18 protein-coding genes are annotated in these 15,733 nt (G+C 69.8%); 13 read left to right on the top strand and 5 right to left on the bottom strand.

What is annotated here, in order from left to right; translation table 11 throughout:
• Nucleotides 1-113: 113 nt before the first annotated feature.
• From Q1A98_RS15220 to Q1A98_RS15185, 8 genes are read left to right on the top strand one after another with little or no spacing between them, the layout of a single operon-like run.
• Nucleotides 114-392, top strand: coding sequence for a helix-turn-helix transcriptional regulator (locus Q1A98_RS15220; protein ID WP_299575078.1), 279 nt, complete (start codon nucleotides 114-116; stop codon nucleotides 390-392).
• A complete protein-coding gene (locus Q1A98_RS15215) occupies nucleotides 389-1,078 on the top strand; it encodes a hypothetical protein (RefSeq protein WP_299575077.1) in 690 nt (229 codons plus the stop codon). Before Q1A98_RS15220 ends, Q1A98_RS15215 begins: the two co-directional genes overlap by 4 nt.
• 36 nt (nucleotides 1,079-1,114) lie before the next feature.
• Nucleotides 1,115-2,014, top strand: a complete 900-nt coding sequence (locus tag Q1A98_RS15210) for an ABC transporter ATP-binding protein (protein ID WP_299575076.1) — start codon at nucleotides 1,115-1,117, stop codon at nucleotides 2,012-2,014.
• Entirely contained in the window at nucleotides 2,011-3,309 is a 1,299-nt protein-coding gene (locus Q1A98_RS15205) for an ABC transporter permease (protein WP_299575075.1), read from the top strand. The genes Q1A98_RS15210 and Q1A98_RS15205 overlap by 4 nt, the downstream gene beginning before the upstream one ends.
• Nucleotides 3,310-3,356: 47 nt before the next feature.
• Nucleotides 3,357-4,205, top strand: coding sequence for an ABC transporter ATP-binding protein (locus Q1A98_RS15200; protein ID WP_299575074.1), 849 nt, complete (start codon nucleotides 3,357-3,359; stop codon nucleotides 4,203-4,205).
• A complete protein-coding gene (locus tag Q1A98_RS15195) occupies nucleotides 4,202-5,044 on the top strand; it encodes an ABC transporter permease (RefSeq protein ID WP_299575073.1) in 843 nt (280 codons plus the stop codon). The genes Q1A98_RS15200 and Q1A98_RS15195 overlap by 4 nt, the downstream gene beginning before the upstream one ends.
• Nucleotides 5,041-5,859 carry an ABC transporter permease gene (locus Q1A98_RS15190; protein ID WP_299575072.1) on the top strand — a complete coding sequence of 273 codons (819 nt, stop codon included), beginning with the start codon at nucleotides 5,041-5,043 and terminating at the stop codon, nucleotides 5,857-5,859. Before Q1A98_RS15195 ends, Q1A98_RS15190 begins: the two co-directional genes overlap by 4 nt.
• 44 nt (nucleotides 5,860-5,903) lie before the next feature.
• On the top strand, nucleotides 5,904-6,965 hold the full coding sequence (locus tag Q1A98_RS15185) for an ABC transporter substrate-binding protein (protein WP_299575071.1): 1,062 nt from the start codon (nucleotides 5,904-5,906) through the stop codon (nucleotides 6,963-6,965).
• Nucleotides 6,966-6,976: 11 nt separating this feature from the next.
• Here the strand turns inward: Q1A98_RS15185 and Q1A98_RS15180 are convergent, their stop codons facing one another.
• Together Q1A98_RS15180 and Q1A98_RS15175 are read right to left on the bottom strand one after the other, a co-directional pair.
• Nucleotides 6,977-8,236, bottom strand: coding sequence for an Nramp family divalent metal transporter (locus Q1A98_RS15180; protein WP_299575070.1), 1,260 nt, complete (start codon nucleotides 8,234-8,236; stop codon nucleotides 6,977-6,979).
• Nucleotides 8,237-8,313: 77 nt separating this feature from the next.
• On the bottom strand, nucleotides 8,314-9,711 hold the full coding sequence (locus Q1A98_RS15175) for a deoxyribodipyrimidine photo-lyase (RefSeq protein ID WP_299575069.1): 1,398 nt from the start codon (nucleotides 9,709-9,711) through the stop codon (nucleotides 8,314-8,316).
• A gap of 66 nt (nucleotides 9,712-9,777) precedes the next feature.
• Between Q1A98_RS15175 and Q1A98_RS15170 the strand changes: the two genes are divergently transcribed.
• From Q1A98_RS15170 to Q1A98_RS15160, 3 genes are read left to right on the top strand one after another with little or no spacing between them, the layout of a single operon-like run.
• Nucleotides 9,778-10,527, top strand: a complete 750-nt coding sequence (locus Q1A98_RS15170) for a response regulator transcription factor (protein WP_299575068.1) — start codon at nucleotides 9,778-9,780, stop codon at nucleotides 10,525-10,527.
• Between the two features lie 38 nt (nucleotides 10,528-10,565).
• The gene (locus Q1A98_RS15165) at nucleotides 10,566-11,918 is read left to right on the top strand and encodes a HAMP domain-containing sensor histidine kinase (RefSeq protein ID WP_299575067.1); all 1,353 of its coding nucleotides are present in this window, start codon (nucleotides 10,566-10,568) and stop codon (nucleotides 11,916-11,918) included.
• Nucleotides 11,919-11,953: 35 nt separating this feature from the next.
• Nucleotides 11,954-12,340 carry a hemophore-related protein gene (locus Q1A98_RS15160; RefSeq protein WP_299575066.1) on the top strand — a complete coding sequence of 129 codons (387 nt, stop codon included), beginning with the start codon at nucleotides 11,954-11,956 and terminating at the stop codon, nucleotides 12,338-12,340.
• Nucleotides 12,341-12,360: 20 nt separating this feature from the next.
• On the opposite strand, the gene Q1A98_RS15155 is transcribed toward Q1A98_RS15160, so the two are convergent.
• Complete coding sequence (locus Q1A98_RS15155) at nucleotides 12,361-13,311, bottom strand: ROK family protein (RefSeq protein WP_299575064.1); 951 nt, start codon at nucleotides 13,309-13,311, stop codon at nucleotides 12,361-12,363.
• Between the two features lie 78 nt (nucleotides 13,312-13,389).
• Here Q1A98_RS15155 and Q1A98_RS15150 point away from each other — a divergent pair, with 78 nt between their 5' ends.
• Nucleotides 13,390-13,890, top strand: a complete 501-nt coding sequence (locus Q1A98_RS15150) for a CinA family protein (protein WP_299575063.1) — start codon at nucleotides 13,390-13,392, stop codon at nucleotides 13,888-13,890.
• A gap of 147 nt (nucleotides 13,891-14,037) precedes the next feature.
• Nucleotides 14,038-14,520, top strand: a complete 483-nt coding sequence (locus tag Q1A98_RS15145; RefSeq protein ID WP_299575062.1) for a DUF6328 family protein — start codon at nucleotides 14,038-14,040, stop codon at nucleotides 14,518-14,520.
• Nucleotides 14,521-14,529: 9 nt separating this feature from the next.
• On the opposite strand, the gene Q1A98_RS15140 is transcribed toward Q1A98_RS15145, so the two are convergent.
• Complete coding sequence (locus Q1A98_RS15140) at nucleotides 14,530-14,889, bottom strand: FKBP-type peptidyl-prolyl cis-trans isomerase (protein WP_299575061.1); 360 nt, start codon at nucleotides 14,887-14,889, stop codon at nucleotides 14,530-14,532.
• A gap of 71 nt (nucleotides 14,890-14,960) precedes the next feature.
• Nucleotides 14,961-15,635 carry a DUF2848 domain-containing protein gene (locus Q1A98_RS15135; RefSeq protein ID WP_299575060.1) on the bottom strand — a complete coding sequence of 225 codons (675 nt, stop codon included), beginning with the start codon at nucleotides 15,633-15,635 and terminating at the stop codon, nucleotides 14,961-14,963.
• Nucleotides 15,636-15,733 lie beyond the last annotated feature (98 nt).

Below are 15,733 nucleotides of genomic sequence, written 5' to 3'. Positions count from 1 at the left end.
CCCAGCCTACATAACGACAGCTTTACGCAGACCGCGCCGACGACGGGCTTAGCCAAACGTCCGTACGTCGGAAAGTCTTGACATTGTGTTGTGTTTTCCTAACACTGTGTTGCGTGAGCCCAGTCCGACGGGGAGCGCAGCTCCCCATCTACAACCGCATCGGTGTCCTGCGCGCCGAGCGGCGCATGTCGCGTGCAGAGCTCGCCGACGCCGTCGGCATCAACGTGCAGTCGGTCGGTGCGCTCGAACGCGGCGACAACTACCCGAGCCTCGATCTCGCGTTCCGGATCTGCGCCGTCTTCGATCTCCCCGTCGAAGCGGTGTTCAGTCGGACGGAGTTCACGGCCATGTCGACCGAGCTGTACGCGAACCGCAACGGAGGCGCCTCATGACCGATCCGAACTCCGCCATCCCGGAGCACGTCAAGCCCGCGTTCTGGGTGCGCTACGAGGCGTGGCGAGTCCGGTACTACGAGAAGACGCAGGCAAAGAACGCGCACCGCCTCGTGGGCATGCGCAATCGCCGCGGCGCGCGGATCCTGGCCGCGGGCGTGCTGTTCTCGCTGGTGCTGCTCCTGATCGCGTCGGCCATGTCGTTCGTGCTCCAGCCGTGGTTCTTCCTGCCGTTCGTCCTCGGACTGGCCGGGGTCCTGACCTTCCTCAAGCTGCTGGGCATCGTCACCGGCAACATCGCCGAGGCGCCCGTCGCGTCGCTCGACGAACTCCAGCTCGCCAAACGGAACTCGGCCCGGTCCATCGGCTACCTCGCGGTGTTCAGCCTCATGTTCATCCCCTACCTCGTCCTCATCTTCGTGGGATCGGCAGCGGACTCCGTCAGCGGTGACACCGTCTACGGCTTCGGGATCCTGCTCATCACGTTCCTGTTGATCGGGACCTGCACTCCCACTCTGCTTCTCGCCTGGTGGACCGAGGACCCCGACCCCGAGGACTTCGCCGATCCGGACACGCCCGCCCCTGCGGCAGCGCCTGTCGAACCACCCCGTGTCAGCGCCGACGCACGCCCGTCCACCCGACCCGACGACACACCCCTCGACCCGCCGGCACCGGCCCCCTGGTGACCCCGGACCACAGACCCCACCACAGAGAGGACGATCGTGAGTGACTCCCTGATCATCGACCGTCTCAGCAAGAGATACGGCGACCTGACCGCGTTGCGGGACATGACCTTCACCGTGCACCCGGGAGAGATCTTCGGGTTCGTCGGCAGCAACGGCGCCGGAAAGTCCACGACGATGCGCATCGTGCTCGGTGTGCTCTCGGCCGACTCCGGCACCGTCTCCCTCGGCACCCAGCCCATCGACCTCGCCCTGCGCCGCCGTATCGGCTACATGCCCGAGGAACGCGGCCTGTACCCGAAGATGAAGGTCGGCGAACAGCTGCAGTACCTCGCGGAGCTGCACGGCCTCTCCCGGTCCGACGCCGCGTCGACCGTGCGGGACTGGCTGACCCGACTCGGCATCGCCGACCGCATCGACGACACCGTCGACGACCTCAGTCTGGGGAACCAGCAGCGGGCCCAGCTCGCCGCCGCGCTGGTGCACGATCCCGCGGTGCTCGTCCTCGACGAGCCCTTCTCGGGACTCGACCCCGTCGCGGTCGACGTCATGAGCGATGTCCTCAAAGAGAAGGCCGCACAGGGAGTCCCGGTGATCTTCTCCAGCCACCAGCTCGATCTCGTGCAGCGCTTGTGCGACAGGGTCGGCATCATCGCCAAGGGTGAGATGCGCGCCCTGGGCACGGTCGACGAGTTGCGATCGCACGGCGGGACCGAGATCGAGGTCGCCGGCCCGTCCACCGTCGAGAACTGGGCCGACGGTCTGCCCGGCGTCACGTCGGTCCGTCACACCGGCCCGGACACCACCGTCGTCGGTGTGGCGCCCGGCGCCGACGACCAGCAGATCCTGCGGGCCGCGCTCGCCCACGGCCCCGTGCGCCGCTTCACGCCGCGTACCCCCGACCTGACCGAGCTCTTCCGAGAGGTGGTGTCGGCATGACCAGCACCCTGACCCCCGACCCGACCCCGACCGTCCCGACGACGGGCACCGCCGCCGGCGCGGCACGGTCCGTCGCGCTCGTGGCCCGCCGCGAGATCACCACCCGCGTCTCGACGAAGTCGTTCCGGATCATCAACGCACTGCTGCTGGTGCTCATCGTCGGCGGCCTGATCGTCGCCGCACAGTTCGTCGGCAAGGGCGGCGACGACGCACCGAAGATCGGCGTCGTCGCAGCCTCGGGCAGCACTGTGTCCGACGCACTCACCCAGGCCGGTCGCGTCACCGGCAGCGGCGTCGACATCCGATCGTTCGCCTCGGCCGACGAGGCGCGCTCGAAGGTCGAGTCGGGTGACGTCTCAGCGGCTCTCGTCGCCAACGCCCCGGGATCGTCGACGGCCTTCACCGCGATCACGAAGGACGGGTTGTCCGGCTCGACCGAGACGTTGCTCCGCACCGCGGTCTCGCAGTCGGGCCTGCGTGCGGCGATCACCTCGGCCGGGGCGAACCCCGTCGCGGTCACCTCGCAGGCGGCCGCGGCATCGACGCTGTCGGTGACCGAGACGAAGGTGACCAAACCCGATGAGGGACAGCGCGTCGCGATCGCCTACATCGGCGTCGTCCTGCTGCTCATCGTCATCATGCAGGGCGGCGGCATGATCTCCTCCGGTGTCGTGGAGGAGAAGTCGTCGCGGATCGTCGAGATCCTGCTCGCCACCATCAAGCCGCTGCACCTGCTGTGGGGCAAGATCCTCGGTATCGGCGCCATCCTGCTGGGGCAGTTGGTGGTCCTCGCCGGGGCCGGGTTGATCACGGGCACGGCGACCGGGTTGCTCACGGTCCCCACGACCGCGGTGTCGATGTTCGTCGCCGTGATCGTGTGGTTCCTCCTCGGCTTCCTGTTCTTCGCCACGCTCTACGCCGCCGCGGGATCGATGGTCTCGCGCCAGGAGGAGGCGGCCTCGACGACGCTTCCGTTGACCTTCCTCGCGCTGGGCGTCCTCTACGCGGGCATCTTCGGCATCAACGCGATCACGTCGACGCCGATGACGATCCTGTCCTGGATCCCGCCGTTCTCCGCCTCGTTGATGCCGATGCGCATCGCGACGGGCGACGCGAGCGTCGTGCAGATCATCGGGACCGTGCTCATCATGATGGCCGCCTGCGCGGCCAGCACCTGGGCCGCGTCGCGCATCTACCAGCGGTCGATCCTGCGGACCGGGTCGCGCGTGAAGTGGTCGGAGGCCCTGTTCTCCCGCACACCGGAGGCGAAACGGACCCCGGTCGAGACGGCGTAATCGTGAGGTAACACCGCAGCAACAGGCGGCTCCTACCGTCAGCCCTCATGACGCAGGAGCCGACCACCCCGGCACCGGTGCCGGCACGGGTTCCCCCGGCCGGCACCGGTGTCGACATCTCGGGACTCACCAAGACTTTCGGTTCGCGAAAGACCCCGGTGACGGCGCTCGAGGACGTGACGCTGAAGACCCCCGAGGGATCGTTCCTGTCCCTCCTCGGCCCGTCGGGCTGCGGGAAGTCCACGGTGTTGCGGATCCTCGCCGGCCTGGAGACCCCGAGCGCGGGCACGGCCCTGATGAACGGCAAGTCACCGCGCGATCTGCAGCGGGACCACGGTCTCGGCATCGCGTTCCAGGACTCGGCCCTGCTCCCGTGGCGCAGCGTCGAGGCGAACATCAAGCTCCCGCTGCAGGTGGCGCGGATGCCCGCCGACGACGACCTCGTCGCCGAACTCATCGAGCTCGTCGGGCTCTCCGGGTTCGAGAAGGCCAAGCCCGCCACCCTGTCCGGCGGTATGCGTCAACGTGTCTCCATCGCACGCGCGCTCGTCGTCCGGCCCACCGCGCTCCTGCTCGACGAACCCTTCGGCGCCCTCGACGACATGACGCGTCAGCGCCTGAACGACGAGCTGCTCCGGATCTGGACCGAGAAGCCCGCGACGACATTGATGGTCACCCACGGCATCGCCGAGGCGGTGTTCCTGTCCGACGAGGTCGCCGTCATGAGCCCCCGCCCCGGGAGGATCGTCGAGGTGCTCCCCATCGACCTGCCCCGCCCGCGTGTGCCGGAGATGCTGCGCACACCCGAGTTCCACGCCCTGCACGACCACCTCAGCGGCGTCCTCTTCGGGCGCCGGACCGACGAGACGGCGGCGCCCGCCGGGACATCGCGATGACCACGCTCGCCGAGCCCCGGCCCGACCTCGCCGCCGAGCCGGGTCCGCTCCCCGGCACGCGGTGGTCGGGTGCGCGGACCGCCGGGTCACGCTGGGGCGCAGGCGCGCTCGGGATCGTCGTGGTCCTGGCCGTCTGGACCCTCGCGGGCGTCTTCCAGTGGTTCCGAGGCACCATCCCGACACCGGTCGCCGTGCTGCGTGCGATCGGCGAGCAGGGCGGCGACTTCTACGCCACGAACGTGACGCCGACCGTCGAGCTGGCGCTGCGTGGCTTCCTCTGGGGCAACGGGCTCGCCATCGCGATCGCGCTCCTCGTGGTCCTCATCCCCGCCGTGGAGGGCCTCGCGACGCAGCTGGCGATCATCAGCTACTGCACACCGCTGATCGCCGTGGCGCCGATCATCCAGGTCGCGTTCAGCGAGGTGCAGACGATGATCGTGTTCCTCGCCGCGATCTCGGTGTTCTTCACGACCATGATCGGCGTGCTGTCCGGGCTGCGGTCGCCCAACGCCGCCGAACTCGACCTCGTCCGGGTCTATGGGGGCGGCCCGTTCGCACAGCTCGTGCGGGTGCGGATCGTCTCGGCGTTGCCGAACACGCTGGCCGCGCTGAAGATCGCCGCCCCGGCCGCGGTGCTCGGTGCCGTGCTCGGGGAGTTCCTGTCCATGCCCGAGCAGGGCATCGGTCCGTCCATGATCCTGGCCCAGCAGCAGGCGGCCATCCCGCAGGTGTGGGCGATCGCGCTCATCGCCGGCGTCGTCGCGGGCGTCGGATACGCGATCGTCGCCGTCATCGCCCGCTTCGTCGACCGCTGGGCGCGGGGGGAGGCGATTCGATGACCGCCGCGATCGCCGGCCCGCGCATCCGCGGGGCGGGCTCCGCGACGCGACTCCTCCTGTCGCTCCTGGGTTCCCTGGTGCTCATCGTCGTGATCTGGGTGGCGTTCCTGCTGGCCTTCCCGGACGTCGGACCGATCATCGGACGCACCCCGCTCGACGTGTTCGCCTACCTGTTCACCGACCCCGACGCCGCCGCCAACCGCGGTGACCTGTTCGACCGCCTGTGGATCACGCTGGCCGACACCGGGATCGGTTTCGTCACCGGGATGGTGGCCGCGATCGTGGTCGCCGCGGTGTTCACTCTGTCCCGGCCCGCAGCCCAGACCTTCATGCCGCTGGCGATGCTGATGCGCTCGGTGCCGCTGGTCGCGGTCACACCGCTCATCACGATGATCGTGGGGCGTGGACCCGCATGTGTGGCGGTGATGGGCGGGATCATCGTGTTCTTCCCCGCTCTCGTGATGATCATGACCGGGTTGGCCGGCGCGCCGCGTCAGATCGCCGACGTCATCAGCGCCTACGGCGGTTCCCGCACCACCACGTTGCGTCTCGCCTCGCTGCCCGCCGCGGTCCCGTCGCTGTTCGCGGCGGCCAAGATCTCGGTTCCCGGCGCCATGATCGGCGCGACGGTCAGCGAATGGCTCGGCACGAACAAGGGACTCGGCGCCAGTCTTCAGCAGGCACTGCCCGCCGCCGCCTACGACGAGCTGTGGGCCTCGGTTGTCGTCATCACCGTCAGCTCGATCGTCCTGTACGCCGTCGTCGGCGTGTGCGAGGCCCTGGTGTTGTCCCGCATGGGCACCGCCACGTCCTGACCCACCCACCACCTCGTCCCTCACCCCATCCGAACGGAGAACCCATGTCCCCCAGCGTCGACCGCCGCAACTTCCTCCGCTACTCCCTGCTCGCGGGCGGCGCCGCCGGCGCGCTCGGCGCGTCCGGTGTCCTCGCCGCGTGCAGCAGCGGGTCGTCGTCCTCGTCGTCGGGCGGTGCGAAGAAGGTCCAGCTGTCGTGGATCAAGAACATCGAGTTCGCCGGTGAGTACCACGCGCTGAACAAGGGATACTACAAGGCGGCGGGGTTCACCCCGGACCCCGAGCTCGTCACCGGCGGCGGTGCGGGCACCGGCGTCGAGACGGGTCTGACGTCGAACAAGGTGTGGATCGGGATGACCGCCCCGCAGCTCACCGCTCCGGTGATCCTGCAGGGCGCCAAGCTCAAGACGGTCGCCGCGACCTACCAGAAGAACCCGTTCTGCATCATGTCCTCGGCGAAGACCCCCATCACCACCCCGGCCGAGATGAAGGGCAAGAAGATCGGCGTGCAGGCGTCGAACGAGAACGTCTTCAAGGCACTGCTCACGGCGAACAACCTCCGCGAGAGCGACGTCGACAAGATCACCGTCCAGTACGACCCCACCCCCCTCACGAAGGGCGAGGTCGACGGCTGGGTGGCCTACAGCACCAACGAGCCGATCACCTTGGCCGCACAGGGTTTCCCGACGGCGACCCTGCTGTTCGCCGACCACAACCTGCCGCTGGTCGCCGAGACGCTGGTGGTGCGCCAGGAGACCATCGACTCCGAGCGCGACCTGCTGAAGAAGTTCCTGAAGGCGGAGGTCCAGGGCTGGAACGACGCCGTCGCCGATCCCCAGGGCTCCGCGGAACTCGCCGTGAACGTCTACGGCAAGAACCTCGGCCTCAAGGTCGACGACCAGACCAAGGAGGCGATCGCGCAGAACGACCTCGTCGTCTCCGCCGACACGAAGGCCAACGGCCTCCTCACCATGACCGACGCTTTGATCGCCGAGAACATCGAGGCGCTCGCCAAGGCCGGCTACACCATCAAGGCCGCTGACATCTTCGACATGTCGGTCCTCGCCGAGGTGTACCAGGAGAACCCGGACCTGAAGAAGGCATAGGCGGAGCGGTTTCAGGCCGTGCCGGTCACGGTCAGCCAGATCAGCGCGACGTTGAGCACGACGACCACCGTGGCGATCGCGATCGCGACGACGCGCAGCACACCGGAGTCGGCGAAGGAGCCCATCAGCGCACGATCGCGGGTGAAGCGGCCGAGCGGGATGACCGCGAACGGGATGCCGAAGCTCAGCACGACCTGACTGATCACCAGCGCCCATGTCGGGTCGACCCCGCTGCCGAGGACGATCAGCGCGGGGACGAGGGTGACCATCCGGCGTATCCACACCGGCACGCGAACGCGCAACAGTCCCTGCATGATCGACGCGCCCGCGTAGCACCCGATCGAGGTGGACGCGAGACCCGACGCGAGCAGGCCGACGGCGAACACGACGGCCATCACCGGACCCATCGCGTCGCCCACAGCTCGCTGCGCACCCTCGATGGTGTCGGTCCCCGCGCGGCCCTGCAGGTTCTGCGCGGCCAGCAGCAGCAGCGCGATGTTCACCGCACCGGCGATCACCAACGCGACGGTGACGTCCCAGCGTGTCGCCCGGATGAGCCGTCGACGACGCGTGTCGTCGACGCTGGGCCCGTGGCGGTCGATGACGAGGCTGGAGTGCAGGTAGATCGCGTGCGGCATCACCGTCGCGCCGAGCATGCTCGCGGCGAGCAGCACGGTGTCGGTGCCCTGCAGGCGCGGCACCAGTCCGCCGAGCACGTCGCCGGGTGACGGCGGGCCCACGACGAGACCGGCCAGGAACCCGACAACGATGATCAGGAGCAACGCACCGATCGCGGATTCGAACGTCCGCTGCCGACTGCGTGACTGGAAACCCAACAGCGCCATGGAGATCGCGCCGACGATCACCCCGCCGACAACGAGGGGCAGGTCGAAAAGCAGGTGCAGGGCGATCGCGCCGCCGACGACCTCGGCGATGTCGGTGGCCGCCGCCACCACCTCGGCCTGCGCCCAGAACGCGAGCCGGCGACGCCGGGGAAGCCGCTCCCCGAGCAACCCGGGCAGCGTCTTGCCCGTGACGATGCCGAGCTTGGCCGACTGGTATTGGATCACCACCGCCATCGCGCACGCGACCACCAGCACCCAGACGAGCAGGAACCCGTAGCGGGCACCGGCGGTGACGTTCGCGGCGACGTTGCCCGGGTCGACATAGGCGATGGCGGCGACGAACGCCGGGCCCAGCAGGGCGACCCCAGCGAACCGGGACCGCCGCAACGGAGCCGGACTCAGCTGCGGACCGGTCCCCAACGCCATCGGCCCAGCGTGTCACAGCCGATGAGCGGTTTCAAACCAGGTCGAAGAAAAAAGTTAGGCGAGCCGAACTCGATGCGTCAGTTCTTGACCTTCTGGTACCGGGCGAGGGCCTCTTCGCGCTCGGCCTTGTGGTCGACCATCGGTTCCGGGTACCCGTCGGGACGATCGTCACCGGGCTGATGGACCGCCTTGCCCGCGATCTCGGACAGTTCCGGCACCCATTGCCGGACGAAGTCGCCGTTCGGGTCGAACTTCTCGCCCTGCGTCGTCGGGTTGAACACCCGGAAGTAGGGAGAGGCGTCGGTGCCGCAGCCCGCGGTCCACTGCCACCCGTGCTGATTGCTCGACATGTCACCGTCGGTGAGTTGGGAGAGGAAGTACTTCGCACCCCACTGCCACGGCAGGTGCAGGTCCTTCACGAGGAACGACGCGACGATCATCCGCAGCCGGTTGTGCATCCAGCCCGACTCGTTGAGCTGCCGCATCGCGGCGTCGACGATGGGGAACCCGGTCTCCCCCCTCTTCCACTGCTCGAACGCCTTCTCGGCGTCCTTGCCGGTGTCGAGCTCGATGTCGTCGAACTGCGAGTTCCAGTTCCACCAGGAACTGCGCGGCCAGTGATGCATGATCGTCGCGTAGAAGTCCCGGAAGCAGATCTCCCTGATGTATCCCGTCGCACCGTCTTTCGTCGTCGTCTTCTTCTCCAGGTCGACGAGGTCGGCGAGCATCGTGCGGGGGTGGATGTTGCCGAACTTCAGGTGCGCCGACATCCTGCTCGTCGCGTCGAGGTCGGGGCGGTTGCGGACGTCGTCGTAGTCGGCGACGGAGTGCTCGGAGAAGTCCTTCGTCCCGTCGACGAACTGCTTCCACCGCGCGAGCGCGGCGGTCTCACCGGCGGCCTGCGGCAGATCGGCGCCGGGGTCGGGGATGTCGGCGGCCTTGAGCTTCGAGGACGTGACGTCCTTCGGGTCCACCCAGGTGGCGGACTTCGCTCCGGTGTCGGCCGGCGAATGCCACCCGTGGTCCCGCCAGGCCCGGAAGTAGGGCGTGTAGACCTTGTACGGCTCGCCGTCGTTCTTCGTCAGGCGGCCCGGGGTCACGGCGTACGGCGACCCCTGCGCGGCCAGCTCGACGTCCCCGAGCGCCTCGGCGACACGCTTGTCGCGGGCGACGCCGTAGGGCGTGTGATCGCTGGAGATGTGGACGCTGGTCGCGTCGACGGCCTTCGCGAGCTCGGGGATGCGGCTCTCCGGTTTGCCCCGCACGACGAGCAGCCGACCGTCGAGCTGCTCGGACAGGTCGCGCAGCGAGTCGCCGAGGAACTGCACTCGGCGCTCACCCGACGACGACAGCAGCGTCGGGTCGAGGACGAAACACGCCAGCACCCGATCGGCCGCCTCGGTCGCGTCGAGCAGCGACGGCAGATCGGACAGACGCAGGTCACGGCGGAACCAGAGCAGCGCGGTGGTCGTCATCACCCCATCCTGCCGCAGCCGGTGGGTCACGGGTCCCGACCAGCGGTCTTCGGCACAATGGCCGCCATGACGCCACCGCCGACCGACGAGACCGGCGCCCCGGACGCAGGGACGCCCGACGTCCTGGTGGTCGACGACGACCCCGACGTGCTGCACTCGCTGGAGCGCGGGCTGCGCCTGGCCGGGTTCCGTGTCCACACCGCCACCGGTGGCGCGCAGGCGTTGCGCAGCATCACCGAGCACCGTCCGTCGCTGCTGGTCCTCGACATCAACATGCCCGGGCTCGACGGGGTCGCGGTCGTGACGGCACTGCGTGCGCTCGGCGACGACATCCCCGTCTGTGTCCTGTCCGCACGGACCACCGTCGACGATCGCATCACCGGCCTGGAGGCCGGCGCCGACGACTACCTCACCAAGCCGTTCGACCTCGGGGAGCTCGTCGCCCGGCTGCGGGCACTGCTGCGACGACGACCGGTGACACCCGCCGTGGAGACGACCCCGAGCGCACCCCATCGGACGTTGGTCGTCGAGCACGTGACCGTCGACGTCGACGCCCGGCAGGTCACCAGTGACGGTCACCCCGTCGACCTGACACGCCGCGAGTTCGAGCTGCTGGTCGCGCTGGCCGAGCACCCCGGCATGGTGCTCAGCCGGACGCAGCTGCTGAGTCAGGTGTGGGGCTACGACTTCGCCGCCGACACCAACGTCGTCGACGTGTTCATCGGCTACCTGCGGCGCAAGCTCGAGGCAGAGGGACAACCGCGCGTCGTCCAGACCGTGCGCGGCGTCGGGTTCGTCCTGCGGGCGCACCCGTGATCGGCGGCCGCAGGCGTTCACCGTCGCTCCGGACGCGCGTGACCGCGGCCGCGGCGCTGGTGACCGTCCTGATCGTGCTGGCGATCGGGACGGTCGCATGGGTGCAGGTGGGCGCCGGCGCCTACCGCGAGCTCGACGCCCGCGTCGACACCCTGTCGGCGGCGTTCCAGCCGAGCCTGTCGACGTCGAACACCGAGACCATCACCTCCGGTGTCTCCGACGGTGCGCTGGCCACCGGCCGTCTCGGCGGGATCGTCCTGCAGACCACGAGCAGGCAGATCCCGGCGCGCGGCGTCGGTGAGGCCGACATCACGATCGACGGCACGCGCTACCGGGTGAAGACGACGAGCGCGGCGAACTCGGGTCTGCTGAACGGGCTGGTCATGACCTCGGTGGCGGTCCCCCTGCAGCCCACCCTCGATCGCGTCGCCTCTCAGCACCGAGCGTTGCTCTACATCGGTCTGTCCGCCGTGGCCGCGTCGGCACTGCTGGCATGGCTGCTCGGCGGCCTGGCGATCCGGCCCCTGCGACGTCTCACCCGGCAGACCGAGACCATCCCCGTCGAGGCGGGGCCCGAGGCACCGGAACGTGCTGCGCTGGCTCAGGTCCGGGGTGCGCGCGAGGCCGAGGAACTCGCGTCGGCGATGGAGTCGCTGCTGCGTCGAGTCGACACCGAACGCGCCCGCACCCACGAGGCGCTGGTGACCGCCCGCGATTTCGCGTCCGTGTCCGCGCACGAGCTGCGGACACCGCTGACCGCTATGCGGACCGACCTCGAGGTGCTCGAGTCGTTCGCCCCGGACGCCGCGGCCCGCGCCGAGATCGTCGCCGACCTGCGTCGGTCCCACGCGCGCGTGCAGGAGACGCTGGCCGCGCTGGAGAGCCTCGCGCAGGGCGACCTCGGCGGCCGCGACCGTGTGCCGGTCGATCTCGCCGACATCCTGGACCGTGTCGTCACCGAGGCACGGGCACACCACCGCGGCGTCGAGATCGACCTCGCCTCACCGCAGTCGGTGCCCGTGCACGCCGTCGAGACCGGGATCCGGATGGCCGTCGGCAACGCCGTGACCAACGGCGTACGCCACGGCGAGGCCCGACGGGTGCGTGTCGGTGTCGAAGAGCGCGGGGACGCCGTCGCGATCGTCGTGGACGACGACGGCCGCGGCATCCCACCCGCCGACCGCGAACGGGTGTTCCGTCGCTTCGAACGGGGCACCAGCCGACAGTCGGGATCCGGCCTCGGCCTGGCGCTGATCGCACAGCAGGCCCGGCTGCACGGCGGCGACGCCACGCTGTCCGACAGCCCGTGGGGCGGCACCCGACTGACCGTCACGATCGGCGCCGGTACCGTCGGGAGTGAGCGCGCCGCTGCAGACCCCCGGCTCCGATGAGCGCGTCCTGCTCGATCCGCGAAGGGTTCTCCTCGATGACCACTCGACGCACGACCACTCGACGTCCGTTCACCCGCGCCCTGTCCCTCGGCGCGGCGACCCTGGGAGCCGCGGCAGCCCTCGCCATCCCGGCCGCATCCGCGTCGGCCGCACCGCAGGACCGTGTCCCCGGCACCGACTGCACCACCGCCCAGGTCGAGCGTGCCGTCGCCGCGACATCCCCGGAGGTGGCCCGCTACCTCGACAACCCGCGGGTGCGCGGCGAGTTCGAGCGCATCGTCGTCCTTCCCGAGCCGCAGCGCACCGCCGAGGTGAACCGGCTGCTCGAGCGCAACCCGCGCATCGCCGGCCTGGTACGCCAGTACCGCCCGCTGGTCGATCAGCGTGTGGCGCTGGTCTTCTCGACCTGCAACCGCTACTGACCCGGTGACGCCGGGGTCGCTCAGAGCGCGCCGCGCGCCAGCGTCGCCGCCCCGACGATCCCGGCGTCGTCACCGAGCGCGGACACCACGAACCGGCGGTCGGGGTCGGACTGGAGCACCCAGGGGGCGGTCGCCGTCGCGATGCGGTCGGCGAGGTCCTGCCCCAGCTTCTCCGCCAGTCCACCGCCGACGACGACGAGACCGACGTCGAGCACGTTGAGCGTGGAGCCGATCGCGACACCCAGCGCGTCGAGCGCCGTCGCGAACAGCTCGACGGCGACGGGGTCGCCTTCGTCGAGGGCGTGCTTCCACACCTTCGACGTCACACTGGTCTTGCCCACCTCGTCGCGGATCGCGAACAGTCGTGTCTCCCGACCCGCCTCCTGCAAGGCGGTCGCGGTGACCTCCATTTGACGCCGCCCGGCGTAGGCCTCGACGCAGCCCCGACGTCCGCACCCACACAGCGCGCCGCGCTCCTGGACGACGACGTGGCCGATCTCGCCGGCGGCGCCGCGGGTGCCGCTGTACAGCTCGCCGCCGAGGACCAACGCCCCGCCGATCCCCGTCCCCATCCACACGCCCAGCGCGTCGTCGACGCCCTGCGCGGCACCGGCGACGTGCTCGCCGAGAAGCCCGACGTTCGCGTCGTTGCCGAGCGCGATCGGGAGACCGAGACGGTCGCCGAGCTCCTCGCCGATCTGCACCTTTTCGGTCCAGTTGGCCAGATTCGGCACGGTGAGCACGTCACCGCGATGCACGACGCCCGGGATCCCGACGCCGACCGCGGCGGGCCGGTCGCCGAGCGAGCCGATCAGATCGGCGATGGTGTCGAGCACGGCATCGGGGCCGTCGGTGGGGGTGTGCGCCTTGGCGCGCCCGACGACGGCGTGGTGCGCGTCGACCAACCCGACCTCGATGTTGGTCCCGCCGACGTCGACGCCCGCCACCAGGCCGTGCCCGTGCTTGCTCATCGTCGAAGTCTGTCACGGGTGCCCCGGCGGCCGGAGCGCGATGTTTGGGACCCCGGCGGCGGGGCCATCCGCGTCTGCATGACCGTCCAACCGGAACAGCACCTGCCCGTCGACGCGGAGACCACCGAGCTGTGCGAGCGGCTCGCCGAGGTGGCGCAGCGGACCGGGCGTTCGATCGCCACGTGTGAGTCCCTCACCGCCGGGAATCTCGCCGCCCAGATGGGTCGCGCACCGTCGTCGGGCGAGTGGTACGCGGGGGGCGTCATCGCCTACCGGTCGTCGGTGAAGCACTCGCTGCTGCACGTGCCCGACGGTCCCGTCGTCAGCGAGGAGTCCGCCCGCGCGATGGCGCACTCCACGGCGACGATGTTCGGCGCCGACCTCACCATCGCCCTGACCGGTGAGGCCGGCCCGGACACCGACGAGGACGTCCCGCCCGGAACCGTGTGGGTCGGCGTCGTCGACCGGGGTCAGGCGAGCGCCGACCGCGTCGAGTTCGACGGCGACCCCGCGGACGTCCTCGCGGCGACGGTGCACTTCGGCGTCCGGCTCCTCCTGGAACGCGCCGAGGCGTCCTGACCCCGCCGTCGAGCGTGCACTCGATCGCCGCGACCGTGCAGTGGATCCGAGCGATCGTGCCTGTTCGCGGCCCTCGGCGGGATCTGCTGCACGCTCGAGGAGTGGTTCCCGCCGTGTGGGCGGTGTCGGCTGTGTTGAGATCGACCGGTGGACGACGACAGGTGGAACGAGAGAGCGCGGGGCGAGACGCCCACCGAACGCCTCGACCGGAACTGGTCGTTCCTGCTGCAGGAGATGCGCGTCATGCAGACCGGCATCCAGCTGCTCACCGGGTTCCTGCTGACGCTGCCGTTCCAGGCGCGGTTCGCGCAGATCTCCGATCGCGACGTCGCGATCTACCTCGTCACGACGACAGCGTCGGTCCTCGCGACGGTCCTGGTGGTCGCACCGGTGGCGATGCACCGGATCCTGTTCCGCCGCCACGCGATAGCCACTGTCGTCCGCTGGGCGAACAGGTTCGCGGTCGCCGGTTTCGGACTGCTCGGGGTCGCGGTCATCGGAGTGATCACACTCATCTTCGACGTGGTCGTCGACCCACAGACCGGACTGACCGTCGGCATCGTGATCGCGGCGGTCGCCGTCACCCTGTGGGTCGCACTCCCACTCGTCCTCCGACGCCGGACGCCGTGACCGCCGGCGTCAGCCGACGCCGAGCAGATCGATGACGAACACCAGGGTCTTGCCCGACAGCCGATGTCCGGCGCCCGCGGGCCCGTAGGCCTGCTCCGGCGGGACGACGAGCTTGCGGCGGCCGTTGACGCGCATCCCCGGGATGCCGTTCTGCCAGCCGACGATCAGGCGGTCGAGGGGGAAGTTGGCGGACTGCCCGCGATCCCACGACGAGTCGAACTCCTCGCCCGTCTCGTACTCCACACCCACGTAGTGCACGTCGACCATGCCGTGCGGCACGGCCTCGTCACCGTCGCCGACGATGATGTCCTCCGTGACCAACTCGCTGGGCGCGGGACCCTCGGGGAAATCCACCTCTGGTTTGGTCACCTGACGTCTCCTGCGTTCATCTCGTCGTCGAACACTCGGTGCGTTCGATGACCGACTCTACGGCGTGGGCCTCATCCGATCGGTGCGGGCATCGCGACGGTGCGGTAGGCGCACGTGAGGACGTCACCGGTGACGGGATCCGACATCTCGACCCGCCAGGACCCCGCGAACTGGTCGACCCCGCTGCGCATCGGGATCGTCCCCGACACCAGCACGGTCCCCCGGCGCAGGAGGCCGCGGCCGCGCAGGACGTCGAGCCAGTACTGCGGCGCGAGCAGATCACCGAGCGATCCCGACTGGATGAGGACGTCGTCGGCCCACGCCTGCAGACGGATCTCGTCGAGGCGCCCGGCGATCTCCGCCAGCCGCCACGCACCGCGTCCGACGACGTCGGGTGCCGCGTTCTTGCTCCACGCGACGCTGTGGACCTCCAGGTCCCGGTCGGTGTGATCGCATGCGACGGTGAGCAACACGTCGTCGTCGGTGTCGCCGAGGACGACCAGCGCCCACTCCGCCTCGCCGGACGTCCGCCCGTGCTGGACGAAGACCTCGTCGGTCTGCTGCGCCAGGTACGGCGCGATGGGGTACAGCGCCGGGGTGACCGTCGGCGCCGGGACGCCGAGTTCCGCGAGCTCGGCGATGTGCGCGGCGACCCACTCCTGATCACGACCGGCGTACCCGGCGTTGAGCACCGCGACGGGTTCCACGGATTCGGTCGACCCGTCGGGGAGCGTGAACGTGAGCATCGTGTGGGGCCCTCCTCGTTACTTTCTCGTTGCCGATACGCCGAAACCCTTGCGCATACGCCTTGTATACATCAAGTATGTGAAGCGGACAACGGGCG

This window comes from uncultured Williamsia sp. (assembly GCF_947494875.1).
Taxonomy (GTDB): domain Bacteria; phylum Actinomycetota; class Actinomycetes; order Mycobacteriales; family Mycobacteriaceae; genus Williamsia_A.
This window is presented reverse-complemented; position numbering and strand designations above follow the sequence as displayed.

Bases quoted from the DNA above. Each gene is read 5' to 3' on its own strand.
- Q1A98_RS15215 (WP_299575077.1), top strand. From the start codon at position 389: ATGACCGATCCGAACTCCGCCATCCCGGAGCACGTCAAGCCCGCGTTC.
- Q1A98_RS15205 (WP_299575075.1), top strand. From the start codon at position 2,011: ATGACCAGCACCCTGACCCCCGACCCGACCCCGACCGTCCCGACGACG.
- Q1A98_RS15200 (WP_299575074.1), top strand. From the start codon at position 3,357: ATGACGCAGGAGCCGACCACCCCGGCACCGGTGCCGGCACGGGTTCCC.
- Q1A98_RS15195 (WP_299575073.1), top strand. From the start codon at position 4,202: ATGACCACGCTCGCCGAGCCCCGGCCCGACCTCGCCGCCGAGCCGGGT.
- Q1A98_RS15190 (WP_299575072.1), top strand. From the start codon at position 5,041: ATGACCGCCGCGATCGCCGGCCCGCGCATCCGCGGGGCGGGCTCCGCG.
- Q1A98_RS15185 (WP_299575071.1), top strand. From the start codon at position 5,904: ATGTCCCCCAGCGTCGACCGCCGCAACTTCCTCCGCTACTCCCTGCTC.
- Q1A98_RS15180 (WP_299575070.1), bottom strand. From the start codon at position 8,236: ATGGCGTTGGGGACCGGTCCGCAGCTGAGTCCGGCTCCGTTGCGGCGG.
- Q1A98_RS15175 (WP_299575069.1), bottom strand. From the start codon at position 9,711: ATGACGACCACCGCGCTGCTCTGGTTCCGCCGTGACCTGCGTCTGTCC.
- Q1A98_RS15170 (WP_299575068.1), top strand. From the start codon at position 9,778: ATGACGCCACCGCCGACCGACGAGACCGGCGCCCCGGACGCAGGGACG.
- Q1A98_RS15160 (WP_299575066.1), top strand. From the start codon at position 11,954: ATGACCACTCGACGCACGACCACTCGACGTCCGTTCACCCGCGCCCTG.
- Q1A98_RS15155 (WP_299575064.1), bottom strand. From the start codon at position 13,311: ATGAGCAAGCACGGGCACGGCCTGGTGGCGGGCGTCGACGTCGGCGGG.
- Q1A98_RS15150 (WP_299575063.1), top strand. From the start codon at position 13,390: ATGACCGTCCAACCGGAACAGCACCTGCCCGTCGACGCGGAGACCACC.
- Q1A98_RS15135 (WP_299575060.1), bottom strand. From the start codon at position 15,635: ATGCTCACGTTCACGCTCCCCGACGGGTCGACCGAATCCGTGGAACCC.